General features: G+C 30.7%; 7 protein-coding genes. All 7 read right to left on the reverse strand.

What is annotated here, in order from left to right:
* Nucleotides 1–137: 137 nt before the first annotated feature.
* A complete protein-coding gene (locus JOC62_RS12330; protein ID WP_204595604.1) occupies nucleotides 138–1,589 on the reverse strand; it encodes an extracellular solute-binding protein in 1,452 nt (483 codons plus the stop codon).
* 123 nt (nucleotides 1,590–1,712) lie between these two features.
* Entirely contained in the window at nucleotides 1,713–3,548 is a 1,836-nt protein-coding gene (locus JOC62_RS12335) for a beta-N-acetylhexosaminidase (RefSeq protein WP_204595578.1), read from the reverse strand.
* A gap of 60 nt (nucleotides 3,549–3,608) precedes the next feature.
* Nucleotides 3,609–7,307: an endo-beta-N-acetylglucosaminidase gene (locus tag JOC62_RS12340; RefSeq protein ID WP_204595579.1), complete on the reverse strand. Its 3,699-nt coding sequence runs from the start codon at nucleotides 7,305–7,307 to the stop codon at nucleotides 3,609–3,611.
* A gap of 30 nt (nucleotides 7,308–7,337) precedes the next feature.
* Nucleotides 7,338–9,755 (reverse strand): FN3 associated domain-containing protein, encoded by a 2,418-nt coding sequence (locus tag JOC62_RS12345; RefSeq protein WP_204595580.1) that lies wholly within the window; start codon nucleotides 9,753–9,755, stop codon nucleotides 7,338–7,340.
* A 127-nt stretch (nucleotides 9,756–9,882) separates the two neighbouring features.
* Nucleotides 9,883–13,014 (reverse strand): alpha-mannosidase, encoded by a 3,132-nt coding sequence (locus JOC62_RS12350; protein ID WP_204595581.1) that lies wholly within the window; start codon nucleotides 13,012–13,014, stop codon nucleotides 9,883–9,885.
* Between the two features lie 69 nt (nucleotides 13,015–13,083).
* A complete protein-coding gene (locus JOC62_RS12355; protein WP_204595582.1) occupies nucleotides 13,084–14,037 on the reverse strand; it encodes a carbohydrate ABC transporter permease in 954 nt (317 codons plus the stop codon).
* A gap of 20 nt (nucleotides 14,038–14,057) precedes the next feature.
* Nucleotides 14,058–15,152 (reverse strand): ABC transporter permease, encoded by a 1,095-nt coding sequence (locus tag JOC62_RS12360; protein WP_204595583.1) that lies wholly within the window; start codon nucleotides 15,150–15,152, stop codon nucleotides 14,058–14,060.
* Nucleotides 15,153–15,319: the final 167 nt, after the last annotated feature.

Raw genomic sequence — 15,319 nt, forward strand, 5'->3', positions numbered from 1 at the left:
AGTATTACTTTTTGTTTACTGCTAATTTTTTTATGTAGTAAAATTACTAGTATTTTTATAGAAAGGGAGATATTATTTCATGTTAAATGAATAAATATCTCCCACTTCTAAATTAATTACTATCCTAAGCTATAAATTTATTTATTATTAGTCTTTTTCCACTCATCAACTTGAGCTTGCATTTCTGTTATTATTTTATCGATTCCTTGTTCTTTTAGCTTAGCGTTTAATTTTCCTAGATATTCATCAACATCTACTGAACCACTATAAATAGTTGCTTTAAATTCTTCTAAAACATTATTTACAGCTGCAATTTCAGTACTTACTTTTGATGGATTAAATTTAAATCCTAATATTGGTGATACTTTTGCAGCATCATTGAATGCTTCAAATTCCTTCCACTTAGTTTCAGGCTCATCACCTACAATATAAGTCTTGAATAAATTTCCCATTGCAAAGTATGGAACATCGTATTTCTTTTCTTCTGGATTTATTAATTCAATTTTCTTATCACCAGTCTTTTTGTAATGAGTACCTTCAATACCGTAGTTTATTAAGTTTCTTAAATACTCATCAGTATTTAAAAGATTTAAGAATTCAACAGCTTTTTCTGGATTCTTAGAGTTCTTTGATACTGCTATCATTGATCCTGTTGTTGAACCATTAGTAATCCAAGTATCAGTGATTGTTGAAGAAACAACTGGATATTTTAAATCCTTTGACCAGATTGCATCTGCATAAGGTTGTCCATCAGCTTTAGTTACAAATCTCTTCTTAGCTTTATCATCTTGAGCTGTAGCTGAATCTGTATTTATATATCCTGCTTTATAGTATCTTCTTAATGTTTCTAGTGCTTTCTTCATTTCTGGAGTTTCAAACATATTTTTGATCTTTAAATCCTTGTCGTTAAGATCTATTCCAACTGGATCAACTAATTGATCAAAGAATGTTGTAAATGAGAATCCTTTAGTTATATATAAAGGTGTCACATTTGGCTCTTTTTCCTTTATAACTTTTAACCATGGCTCTAAATCTTCTAAAGTATGAATGTCTTTGTATGGTATGTTATACTTGTCTACATATTCTTTAGTGAATACCCAGCTTGGGGCTACTCCTAATTCCTTTTGGTTAGGTATAGCATATGTCTTTCCATCTATCTTTGCTCCATCCCAGAATCTTTGATCTATTTCTGCTTTCATATCTTTACCTTGATTATCTAAGTAAGGATCTAATTCTAAGAATGCTCCCTTTCTAGCATTTCCTAAATAGTCACCAGCCCATGAACAAGTAAATGCTAAATCATAATCTTCTCCTGAATTTATTACAACTGACATCTTTTGGTTATAATCACCAAAATCTACGAATTTCATATCTAAGTTTACGTTGATTTTTTCTTCTAAGTACTTATTGGCTTCATCAAGTACCAATTTTAAATCCTTTGGCTCCTGCCCAATTGAATACCAAGTTAATGTAGTTACATCACCATTTTTTCCTGAAGTTTCAGTTGATTTTCCACAACCAGTTAATATTGTTGTAGTCGTTAGCACAGCACATGCAGCTAGTGCAACAATCTTTTTAAGTTTCATTATTTTTCCTCCCCTACCCTTATTAAACATCTTTAATAACGTTTACAATTAAAATTATAATATATCCATTTATTGTTTTATAGTGTACATATTCAACATTTACTTAAAATAATCTCACTTTAAATATTAAATACATCTTAAATAATTTGCTATATATCTTATTACATCTCTAATTCTATATAATTCACTTTCTTTATTTCGTTTTCTCCATATAAATGAGTAGTCATAAAGCCAAAGTTCAAATTTTTCCGCTAAATTCTTTTCATTATTTCCCTTTATCTCATCTTTACTATTTTGATTTTTAGAAAGCAGCATAATAAAAAATTCATTTATTAAATTTATTCCTCTTGCAGATACTATAAACTCTTGAACATCATGTTTCTTATCTATATTTTTAGCTAGTGATATAAGTGTTTTCTCTATATCTTTTCCTTTTTCGTAATTTCCTTTTATATCTTCTATATCTAATTTTAAAAGCTCCTCTCTCTCTTTAGGACGTTCTTTAAATCTCACAAGTTCTGACCAACCTACCTTTTGGCAATTCCCAAGCTCTTTTAATAATGAAATTAACTTAAGTGACTCATCCCCATACTCTAATAAAGATATTGCTTCATATGCTTTTTCAAAATCTTTTTCTACATTTGGATTCCATGATAGCGAAGCACCGTAAGCCATTCCTGGAATTGAATTTGATAGTAAATTAATATGTCCATAATCTCCCCAATCAGTGTTTAATACTCCTGTAGCTCCATATTCTACCCCATAAGATACCATTCTACTTATATTTTCAAATCCATTCTCTATAAGATTCATTAAATGACTCCAGCCACCTACTCCTGGACATACATACTGCTCTAATCCACTTTCTGATATTTTTTTCGTATCATCGTCCTTAACTTTATACCAATAGTTCCAATTTAGGCATATAACATCTTTTGGTATATCACTCATTAATTCTGGATGATTTAAGATTACATCTCCCCAGAAAAATACCTTTTTATTATGTTTCTTAACGGAAGATATAACTTTGTTTAAAAATGTAGTATAAAGTTTTCCGACTCCAAGTTCTTCTCCAAGCTCGCTACTCTTTCCTTTACCTAAATCAAAAGTTTCATCACAACATATATTAAACTTATTTGAACTAAATAATGGAATAAATTGATTTATCATATTAGATACTAACTCAAAACTCTTTTCATCACTTACATTTAAAGTGTGATGAGCCATTCTATCAATAAATGAATACTCTATATCCTTACTATTTTCCAATTCGCATAAATCTCCATATGACTCTGTACGAAGTACTTCATATAAATGTCCAAAAGTAGATAGTGATGGTATTAGTTCAACATGTCGTCTTCTACAATACTCATCTAATAATAATATCTCTTCTGCTGTTAGTGGGTCTTTATCTATCCATACTTCACTCATTCCTTCAAATGCAAAAGTATGCTCTATATACAATTGAATTTGATTTATTTTATAAAAAGAGGCTCTATCTACTAATTCTTTTAATGTATCTAAAGTTGGAACCTTCCCCCTTGTAACATCATGATAGTATCCACGATTTTTAAAATAGGGTTCATCCTCTATAAGTATTCCTGATATAACAGCTCCCTCTTGTCTTATTAATTGTATTAATGTTTGTACCCCATAGAATATTCCTGATCCTTTTGCTCCTTTTATTTCAATACAATCATTTTCTACTAAAATCTCATATGCTTCATTTTTCAATGAATTTTTTCTAGTGAATCTTATAGTACCTCTTTTATAGCTTTCTTCAAAGCACTTGTTTATTGGTACTTTAAAGCCAAATATACCTTCTATTTCTTTTTGTAATATAATAGCTGCTTCAAGTTCATTAAAGTCACAATTATGCCCTATACTAATTTCTGTTCCTCTTTCTATGTTAAATTTATTCGTTGTTTTTTTATAACTTTTAGGCGTTGGTATTAAATACATCTCTTCATCTCCTTATCATTTATGAGGGTCACAAAGTGACCCTTTTATATTTAACTAATATTATCTTCTCTTTTTAAGTAAGATTAATCCTACTAAAGTTAATAGGCCAGACATAGTGAAAATCTTAAGTGGTATAGTGAACCCTGTTGAAGGTAAAGTTTCATTGGCTTGATCTTTATCAGGATTCTTATTTGGTTTCTCATCTTGATTATTACCCTGGTTTTCATCCTTATCTCCATTCGGTTTACTGTTATCATCTCCTTGTCCCGGCTTATCTTCCCCTTGATCAGGTTTATTTTCTGTATCTTCTTTTATCTTATTTAATGATAATTTTTTAACCTCTTTATCAAATGCCTTCTCTATTTTAATTTCATATTTATTATCATCCTTCTCATATCCTTTTAAATTTCCTGTATATTTAATGGTATAAGTTCCTGGATCTAATTTTGTTGTCCCAACTCCATCATCATTTGTAGTTATTTTACCTGCTACTTTATTATCTTTTAAAACTTCATATACAGCATCTTTTATTACAGAACTTCCTTTGCTATCTTCTACTTTAATTTCAACTTCACCTTTAGTTGAAGCTTTCTTATCACTTGTATATGCTAATTTAAATTTAGGAGTTGTCTTCATTCCTTTTCTACTAACTTCAAGAATCAAATCTCCTCCATCATTATTAAGCTTTATTCCTTCTAATATTGTTGTATCTACCTCAGCAGCTACGCTAACTTTAGTTGGGAAGATATCATCCTCGTTCTCATAATAACTTACTATATCTCCAGCTTTTAAACCTCCAGCTTCTATAGTTCCATAATATTTATTATCTAATGTCCTTGGCGCAACTTGATACTCATATATCTTAAACTCATCTGGTATAGGAGTAACCTCCCAATTTTCATTCTCATAAGCTGTACTAAGCTTTATACTAGTGTCCTTTCCTTCAGCTTTGGTTGTAAAGAATACTCTACCTTCTTTTGATCCAAAATCTAAATCATCAAATATTACTATTCCATCTTCTGCTGCAATCTTACTTGCAAATGGTTTTGTATCATTAATATTTTTATATAAAGATACTTCTTGACCTACTGGAACATTTTTTGCAACAAATCTATCCTTTGCTCCTACATTGTTAAATGCCCTTACTGAATTTAAAAATATATTTTCAGTTTTTGGACTATGAGCTTCCTCAAATAGTTGGAATTCATACAGTCTTATAGCCTTCCAAGGTGATAATCCTGGATGATCTATCATTATTCTAAAATACCTTCCCGTTACAGGCTCTTTTAGATTTCTATCCACAATTCCTTCTGTATTATCCACTACAGTATCCACATCTTTATAAGTTTTTCCACCATCATTAGAGACTTGAAGTCTAAAATCTTTAGTATTGGTAAGCTTATCTTCTCCTCCAGCCTCTCCATGCATAGTAACCCATCTTTTAATTGTCTTTTCTTCTCCTAGATCTACTTCAAGCCACCCACCGAACATATCAGTAGTAGTACACCATTTACTATTATTATCAACAGTTCCATCTACAGCTTTATATGCTGGCTCACCTGCATTTTCAGAACTTGCTCTGACCTTTTTATTTAGTGCAACGTTTACAGGAACTTCTTCATTCGGTACTTCTGTATCATTTTCTCCGATATTCCAATTGAATTTTAGTTGTTTTGCTTTTCCTCTATTATAATTTTTATCAACTGCAACTACTTCGAATTTAAATGATTTCTCATTATCATATCTATTAAATGGCGCTATATAATAAGAATCATTATATGTTGATCCTACATATTCCCTATCCCCACTTGGCTTAACTCTATATATTTCATAAAAATCTGCACCCTTTACATCATTCCAATAAATTTTAGCTTCAGCCTTCTTTGAATTATGAAGAAGTGACTTATCTAAAGTTATCTTACTTGTAGCTTCTAGGATCTTATCATTATTTTTTTCTTCTATAGATATGTTTCCTACATTTATTTTGTAATTATTAATATCTTCTGAACTATCAAATTTTAAAGAAATCGCAGATACTCTTTTCCCCACATAATTAGCTAAAGAAATTTTTGCAGTATTCCATTGACCTGCTTGTCCATCTTTAACATCAAAGAATACAAAGTTTTCATCATCATAACTATCTCCAAAGCATAAACCAATCTTCATATTATTTTCTTTTAAAGGTGTCTTATATACAAGAGATAGTTCTGTTGATGAATCTACTATATTTAAATTCGTACTATACAGCTTTATATGATTTGGATTTTTACTCTCTAAATTCCCTTCTATCTTTAATGAACTTCCTCCATTATAAGCATCATTTCTATCAAAATCTGGCTTTAATTTTGATCCATTTGACTCAACTATCCATCTCCATGTTGGTAGATAATCTTGTATTGCTCTATTATTCCACTCTTTATCTCTTGATAATTTTCCATCTATATAATAATCTTTTCCATGTCCTAAATTAAAGTTAGTAACAAATGGTAAGCTATTAATTGCTGATTTGTCAGCTACATAATTTGAAAGTCCAACCCATTTTTCGCTTGTATCAGTATTTGCTGGATCACCTGTAGGTCCAACCCAGAATTTTTGATCGTGTTTATAAAAATCATCAACATCCTTTGCCATAGAAAAAGTTGAATTTGGACAATACATTGCTAGTGATGTCTTTAATTTCCCATTTTCATCTAGAAGATGCTCTACGGGGAATTTGTCATTATATGCATTCTGTTGAACTTCAACACCTGCATATACATCATATTGACTTCTGCCTACACTTTTTGCAGTATCAACACTCATATCAACTTTACTTTTTTCTGGAAAACTAGTTGATGGCATATCCCAATTATAATTTAGGAAAAACTCATCTGTAACTCTCTTACCTTCATTTTGGAAAAAGCCTACGTTTAATGGATTCAAAGAATCTTGATATTTAACAGGACCTTCTGTAGTCATTGAATCATACCATCCAATCCTTATATCCGGCGCAGTTTCTTTCATATAAGTAAAGAACTCAACCATAAGATCAGCATCTTCTTTACTACATCCATAACTTTCTTGATTTATAAACCATCCATCAAACCCATAAAATCTTGCCATCTCTATCATTTTATCGGCGACTTTGAATTTTCCATCTTTATCTTTAGCTAAAAATTCTCTTATTTGTTCAACATGTCCTTCCCCAGGCCCCCATGGAAAACCTACTGTTCCAAGTACTGGCACTCCATTTTTATGACCAGAATCTATTACATCAGCTGTTGGCACTAAGAATATTCCCTTACTTGTACCTCCCCAATACACATAAGAATCAACATATTGCCAATATGAAAAAGCATATGCATTTTCTGTATCTCCCCCCTGAGATGGCGCATTATCTGACTGCGGATTTGTTAGTGCACAATTCATAATTTTTGCATCCTTATTAGCATTCTTATTCACTACAGGACCTGTAAATCTGTCCTGTAATTTTATACTTCCTCTGTTGTATCTTGCATTCTCATCACTTTCTGGACTCCATTCAAGTAAAGTCTTTATACTGTATCCATTCCCTGTAGGCTGTAGTGTATTCCCTGCCTTTTCTTGAGTTGATTTTTGATACATTCCTTTCACATAATTGGTAGTTTCTTTCGCAACAGCATCAAGACTTGGAGCCATTGATGCTGTAATTGCAAGTGCTAATGCACAAGCTAATGGTCTTTTAGATGCGAAGCTTCTTTTAAAACCTCTAGTTTTATTTTTGTTTGGTTTGATGGACATTGTTATTTTCCCCCTCTGCTTTAAAAAAATTTATAATATTGTCACTTGATCTACGAACATAAAAGCTGGACCTTCTCCTGCCATTATGCTCCAATCTGGACATAGACCTTCACTCTTTGCAAATATTCTTATATAACGTATATTCCATACGCTGTTTGTAGATATATTCTTAACTCCAACTTCTGTTCTAGGTACAGAGTTTTCATTATATATGCGATCTATTCTTTTAAAAGCTTTTCCATCAACTGACACCTCAAAATCCACATACCTCGGATAGTATATCCAAGCCCTGGTGTCTTGTAAGAAACCAACTGTTATACTATTTATCTTTTTAATCTCACCTAAATCAACAGTAACATCCATATCTTCATAATATCCAAGCCAATTACCATCTGTATAATCTGAAGTTCCCTTATTACCATCTATAAGATCATATATACCTTTTTTATTAAATTTATCAATATCTACTGGCTTTGTATTACCTATCATATCTTTTATAGATATTGTTTTATAAAGTCTTCCCTCTACGACTTCACTTTCTTTAAATCCATCTTTAAAAGCAATAGCTTTTATAGTTGATTCTTTACCTAAAATTATAGGTTTTTCATAAACAGGAGATTCTATATCTGGGGTACTTCCATCTACTGTATAATGAATCTCTCCATCCTCCTCATTGTTTTCTATTTTAAATATTTGAATATCATCATTTTTGCTAAGTATTACATTTGGAATTATATTAGGCTTTAAAGCTCTAAGCTTCATCTTTGAGTTTTTAGTAATTCTTTTATTTATAGGAATATATTTATCTATGGATTCTATATTTTCGGCAAACTCTTTATTTAAGAATTCTCCTGATTTATTAGGTATATTATTTTTGGAAAGAACTATAGTAATATCATTTTTTTCACTAATTATTAGGATACTTCCATCATTTTTCAATTTAAAATCACCATCATCTAATGAAATTCTATATTCAAATCCATTATGATTACATATTAGCATCTTTCTATTTAAATCTTTCAAAACTGGCAATTTATTAATATGAATAGCTAATTTCTTATCATTGCTAGAAATGCTCTTCATAGATATCTTTATCTTACTTTCATTACAGTTTATTATGACAAAATTATAATTTTCACATTTCCATTCTATATTGTAAATAGATTCCCCATTTGTTGAAAACTTAGGTTCTTTCCCCTTTAACCTTTGAATTTTATTTTCATTATCTAAAGTTATAAAATCTATTGATGCACGAGACTCATCATCACTCCACTTATGAGCATTTAATATAGGCAATGAATCAAATATACTTTCATCATCATCTAAAGTATCATCATAATATCTTGATTTATAATTTTCATTAAACAGATGTAAATCTCTTATAGAAAGTTTATTATTCTCCCAAAGAAAACTTACTCTATAAAATCTACTATTGTACCAAAGTGTTCTCAAATTCTCATCTTTATTCCAATCCTCTGATGCAACAAATGTTGTTGGAGGAGTTAAATTATATTTTTTCTTATACCACTTACCTGTTTCCTCTAAAGTCTGAACTCTTACCGCTCCCATTCTTTCAAGTTCTGCTATATAAGGAATTTGAAGTTCGTATCCTTTTCTCATTGTATTCCATAAAAATGTATTTTCTTGACCTACTTGAACATAGGAAAATCCTAAGACGTCTTCCTTTGTAAATCTATCAAGTAGCCACTTTACCCATTCCTCCGTTTGTCCAATTACGGAAGCTGGTTCTAAAGTATGTACTCCAGTAACTGATTTTCTTAAGCCATCCTCAAAGCTATATATAGGATCTGGTCCAAGCATTCTAAATATAGGTATATCTATTTGCATTTCTGTTCTTTGCGCTGGAATGTACTCATTAAATTTACTTGGATAATATCCTTGATTAAAATACCCTCCCCATAGTGTAAACCCATCTGTTCCAATTTGATCTCTACATAAAGCCGCCGCTACTACTCCATATTTTTCTTTAAAGTAATTAAGTGTAATTATATCTATTACCCATGATCCGACGGTCTTTGGGTAATATCCAAATATTTCTTTAAAATCCTCCATATAAACATCAACCATTTTCATTCTATCTTCTGGTTTATATCCTAGTGAATATCCTATATTTACATGGTCATCTACTGGAGTTTTTCCCTTCCACTCTACATTAGACTTTTTTGCAAGTGTCTCATCAATTTCCCACCACACTGCAACTTCATCATAATCATCTATATTTTCTTTGATAAGATTAGAATATTTTTCATCCATAAGTGCATCATATTTTAATGCATATGTTGCCGGCAGATTATACCGTTTTAATGTTTCCATTTGATATAAAACTGTATCAAAATCATCCTTTACAAACTCTCCACTAGGATAAACTGTTTTTCTTATAAAATTATAAATATTTACTATTGTAGGAGCTCTATCTCTTGACTTCATAACTCTACCTCCTGCTAATATCACTATACTAGCTTAATTAACTTTTTAGATATATAAATAGAAGTATCTACTCATTTATTTATTCGTAGATACTTCTATGATTTCTTCTATATTCCTTCTTAATCTACTACTTTAATTTAAGTTTGAATGTCTTTATTTCAAATGGTTTAATTGTGAAGTTAACTTTATTTTCATCTGCATTAAGTACTTCTAAGTCTCTTTCCATTAGGTTACATTCGCATATTTCTTCTATATCTTTAAAGAACTCTAAAGTAGCATTTGTTCTCTTGTTGTGGAACTCATACATTCTTACTATTAAGTGATCTGTATCTTCAGCCTTCTTAATAACTTCAATCATGATGTTTTCCTTATTTACCTTAACTAAGCTTAATTCATCTTCTAATTCTCCAGTATGTGATTCTTCAACTTTTGCATATAGTGGAGTATTTAACTTATAAGCTTCATTAGCTGTCTTTGCCTTCTTCCAATCTCCTTCATGACTGTAGATTGAATATGTGAAGAAGTGTTCTTCTTTATCTGCATCTGGATTTGGATCACAAGATGATTTTAATAGAGTTAATCTCATATTTCCATCTTTAATATCATGTCCATACTTTGAATTATTAAGTAATGATACCCCAAAGTCTCCTTCTGATAAATCTGCCCATTTATGCCCACAAACTTCAAATCTTGCAACATCCCATGAAGTATTGCTGTGTGTAGGTCTTGTAACATTTCCATATTGAATTTCGTAAGTTGCTTCTTTAGTATTTATATCAATTGGGAATGCTGCTTTAACAACTACATCTCTTTCTTTCCAATCTATATATGTGTCAAAGTCAACTCTCTCTAAGTCATTATATACATATACCTTTTGTACTATTGTTGATTCTAAGAACTTTCTTTCTATCTTTAATGTACTTCTTACTGGACCTCTTTCTATTACTTCAATATTTTGAATATCATCTATCTTCCACATTTTTTCTTTGTAGTAGATATCTATATCCCAGTTATCAAAGCACATTGGCTTATCTTCAAATGCTTGTATTTCATTTCCTATAGCACCATCTTTTAAGATTTCTCTATTAGCTGCTTTGTTTATGAATGATACAATTTGTCCCTTATCATCAAGCTCAATCTTGAAGAATTTATTTTCTGCTCCATTTTCAGAAACTTCTACAACATCATTAGATACTTTAGTTGCTTCTACTATCTTAAATGACTTATGTCCATTAGCAGGAATATTTTCTGCAAAGAATATTGCTTTATTTCCTTCTATCTTTTGGCATACTAGCTCCTCGCCATTATTATCTAAAACAGCAGGATTAGTTATATCTTCTGGAATATCAAATGTAGCTATATCACTTCTTTCAAATCCTAGAGTATTTGATACAACAACACTTCTATCCTTTAGATTAATATTTGAAGTAATATTTGATAAACCTTCTCCTATTAACTCTTTACCATTTTGTATTAATGCCTTGTATTCAACATCTGTTACATCATAAACTTCCTTTATTGATGAACCTGGTATAATATCGTGGAATTGATTTAATAATACTGTTTCCCATGAATCATTTATACTTCTGTATGGATAGTTATTTCCAAGTAACATTGACATTGAGTTTAACTTCTCTGCTGCTGTGTACATATTTTCGCAGATTCTGTTATCTCTTTTATTTCTAGCCATTGAAGTATATGTTCCTCTATGATATTCAAGATATAATTCTCCAACCCATTTTGGTAATTTCTTATTTCCTGAAACTTGTTCTTCAAGTCTCTTGAAGTAATCTAATGATGTACCCATCTTAACTCTTGGAGCTCCTGGTATCCCCTTAGCTAATCTTCTTCCATTTTCAAGCATTTCTAGAGTGGCACCACCACCACCATCTCCCCATCCAAAGGAAACTAGAACATCATTATTTATATTCTTATTTTGATATCTTCTCCATGCACCCATTATTGCATCTGGTTGAATGTGTCCATTATAAGTTGTGAAGTGTGATTCTCTTTCTTGTCCTGGTCCAGTTGTTGTTATAAAGTGTGTTAATACTTCTGATCCATCTATTCCTTGCCACATGAAAGTATCATTTGGAATTTTATTAAATTGATTCCATGCAATCTTAGTTGTCATAAAGTAATCGACATCTGATTTCTTTAAAATTTGAGGAATAGCTGCTGAGTATCCAAATACATCTGGAAGCCATAATATCTTGTTATCAACATTAAATTCTTCTTTAAAGAATCTTTTTCCATGTAATATTTGTCTTACTAATGATTCTCCTGATGTTACATTACAATCAGCTTCAAGCCACATAGCTCCTTCTGGTTCCCAAACACCTTCTTCAATCTTTTCCTTAACTTTTGCATAAATTCCTGGATGATCTTCCTTTAAGAATTTATATAGTTGAGGTTGGCTTGACATAAATATATATTCTGGATATTCTTCCATAAGCTTTAACACTGTTGAGAAACTTCTTGCAACTTTTTCTCTAGTTTGCGCAACTGTCCAAAGCCATGCAACGTCTATATGAGTATGTCCAACACATGTTGCAATTACATCTTCATGTCCACATAATTCCCCATAGAACTTATCATTTAAGAACTCATTTGCCTTCTTTACGCTCTCATCATATAATTCTGTCTTTGGTCTTCTTAAATCAATTAAGTTAACTGCATCATTTAAAACAGTTATCATATCTATTCTATTTTTATCTTCTTTATCTAACTCTTTGCAAACATCTACTGGTACTTTTAAGTTCCAATATAACTCTCTTGCATCCATATCAATTACTACTAACTTACCATGTAATGTAGCCTTTTTATCAGCAAGCATTCCTGCATATGCATGTAAGTCTATTTCATATTTTTCACCTGCAACTGCATCATGAGTTAATATGACTTCTCTATGATTTATATCAACCCCTTGAATTTGTTCTCCATTAACATATAGGATAAATTGAGGATTTGTTGCATCCCATCCTTCTTCGAATGTATGAAAGTTTAAAGCTATAGTTTGTCCAGCAAAACTTTCTGGAACTTCAACTGAGCACTTAAACCATCCATGGCAGTCTTTTCCTCCCCATAGATCTCCTGTTTTAAATTCTCTCCAACCATCTTCTGGTGCTTCTTTTATTAAATCAATGTTATGATAGTTTCCATCTATATACATATAGTTTTCAAGATTAATTTGATCTCTATATACGTGTTTTGAAATTTCTCCACAAATTTTATCAATTCTTTCTAATAAATAATACATAATATATCCCTCTCTAACTTATATACTCTATTGTCTTTTATGATTAATTTATATTTATTAATTTAATTTTTACTCTTTTACTGCTCCAACTGTTAGTCCACTTACGAAATACTTTTGGAAGAATGGATATGCAAATATGATAGGAATTGTAGTTATAACAACTATTGCCATCTTAGCTGTATCCTTTGGCATTGCTGCAGCAGCTTCTACTGCATTTGTTCCAAGGGTAGCCGAGTTATTTGCTAAGAATTCCATTGATGTCTCCAATCTAATAAGTAAGTACTGTAATGGAACTAAACTATTTTTATCAATATAAAGCATTGCGTTAAACCAATCATTCCAGAATCCAAGTGTTAAGAATAATGCTATCGTTGCTATTGCTGGAAGTGATATTGGAAGAACTATCTTTAAGAATAATTTCCACTCTGATGCACCATCTATCTTAGCTGATTCTACAACTGCATCTGGTACTGTTGTCTTAAAGAATGTTCTAAGTATTATAATATGGAATGAACTTACGCATATAGGAAGTATCAATGCAAGTAAGTTATTCTTAAGTCCTAAGAAACTCGTTACAACCATATATGATGCAACCATACCACCTGAGAATAACATTGGTATAAATATTAGTTTTGTAAAGAACTTTTTATATGCAAAGTTCTTTCTTGATAGTGCATATGCATAAGTTGTCATAATTACAAGCCCTAATAATGTACCAGCTATAGTTATAAATATAGTTATTCCATATGATCTCATTATTTCTCCGCCTGAGAATACGAATTTATATGCTTCTAAACTCCACTCCTCTGGCCAAAATCTATATCCGTTCATTTGAAGTGCTTGCTCACTAGTAAATGATATAATAATAACGAATATAAATGGTATTATACAGAGTGCCGCCAATATACCAAAGAATATATTAAATGCAATATTTGTAGGTTTTGATATAGAGTTAAACTTATTTACTCCATCCACTTCTTCTTTACCTTTACTGAATATTTTATTTTTTATTTTATCTATCATAATCTACACCGCCTTTACTCCTAGAAGAATGCATTTTCGTTATCTACTTTTCTAACGATTCCATTTGTAACTAATATTAATATTAATCCTACAAATGATTGATATAATGCTGCTGCTGAACTCATTCCTATATTTCCAAGGTTAGTAAGTCCTCTATAAACATAAGTATCTATAACATTTGTTACTGAGTATAATGCACCTGAGTTCTTTGGTAATTGATAGAATAATCCAAAGTCAGCTCTAAACATTCCCCCTACTGCTGTTATGAACATGATAATTAATACTGGTTTTAATAATGGAAGTGTAATATATTTTATTTGTTGCCACTTACTAGCTCCATCTATCATTGCCGCTTCAAAGTATGATTTATCTATTCCACATATTGATGCTAGATAAACAACTGTTCCATAACCTACACCTTTCCATTGACTCATGAAAATTATTATAAATGTCCAATATCTAGGTTCTGTATACCAAGATACACTATCCATTCCAAGCGTATTTAAAATTCCATTTACATATCCCTTCTCTGGGCTTAAGAATGCGAATAAACAGTAACTTACTATAACCCATGATAAGAAGTATGGTAAAAACATTGAACTTTGGTAGAACTTTGATAACTTCTTATTTAAAAGTTCCTTTAAAAGTATTGCAAAAGTTACTGGAAGAACTATTCCAAGTATTATAAATACTAAATTATATAAAACTGTATTTCTTGTTATTAACCAAGCATCACTACTCTGGAACAAGAACTCAAAGTTTTTAAGTCCAACCCACTCACTCTTAAATAAACTTTCAAGGAATCCACCATGTATTTTCCAATCCTTAAAGGCTATTATAATTCCAAACATAGGTAAGTATGCAAATATTAAAAACCATATACTTCCTGGTACAGTTAAAAGTAATAATTCTTTATTAGCCTTTAATCTTTTGAACCTTGATTCTTTTTTCTTTTTAGCTAACTTATCTACCTTTTTTACCTCTTCAACTTTATTTACTTTTTCTGCTTTTTCTACTTTTTTTACTTCGTCTACTTTCTGTATCTTTTCTACTTTATTTACTTTGTCTACTTTTTGTTTTTCTTCTACTTTTTCTAGATTTCCTACTTTAGACATTTACCCCTCTCCCTTCCGTTCTTGTAAACGTTCCCTAAGTTACTTAAAATATATCATATTTAATATTTACCTTTAAAGTTGAAATAATCTAGATTTAGTGTAGAAATTAGATGTATCTATTTTCAACTAATTTTATTGCATAAAAATATCCCCTAATTGACTATAAA

The organism is Clostridium sardiniense (genome assembly GCF_016907995.1).
In the GTDB taxonomy this organism is placed as follows: domain Bacteria; phylum Bacillota; class Clostridia; order Clostridiales; family Clostridiaceae; genus Clostridium; species Clostridium sardiniense.

Excerpts from the sequence above, each read along its gene's own strand:
- JOC62_RS12355 (WP_204595582.1), bottom strand. The coding sequence starts at position 14,037 with ATGATAGATAAAATAAAAAATAAAATATTCAGTAAAGGTAAAGAAGAA.
- JOC62_RS12350 (WP_204595581.1), bottom strand. The coding sequence starts at position 13,014 with ATGTATTATTTATTAGAAAGAATTGATAAAATTTGTGGAGAAATTTCA.
- JOC62_RS12360 (WP_204595583.1), bottom strand. The coding sequence starts at position 15,152 with ATGTCTAAAGTAGGAAATCTAGAAAAAGTAGAAGAAAAACAAAAAGTA.
- JOC62_RS12345 (WP_204595580.1), bottom strand. The coding sequence starts at position 9,755 with ATGAAGTCAAGAGATAGAGCTCCTACAATAGTAAATATTTATAATTTT.
- JOC62_RS12335 (WP_204595578.1), bottom strand. The coding sequence starts at position 3,548 with ATGTATTTAATACCAACGCCTAAAAGTTATAAAAAAACAACGAATAAA.
- JOC62_RS12340 (WP_204595579.1), bottom strand. The coding sequence starts at position 7,307 with ATGTCCATCAAACCAAACAAAAATAAAACTAGAGGTTTTAAAAGAAGC.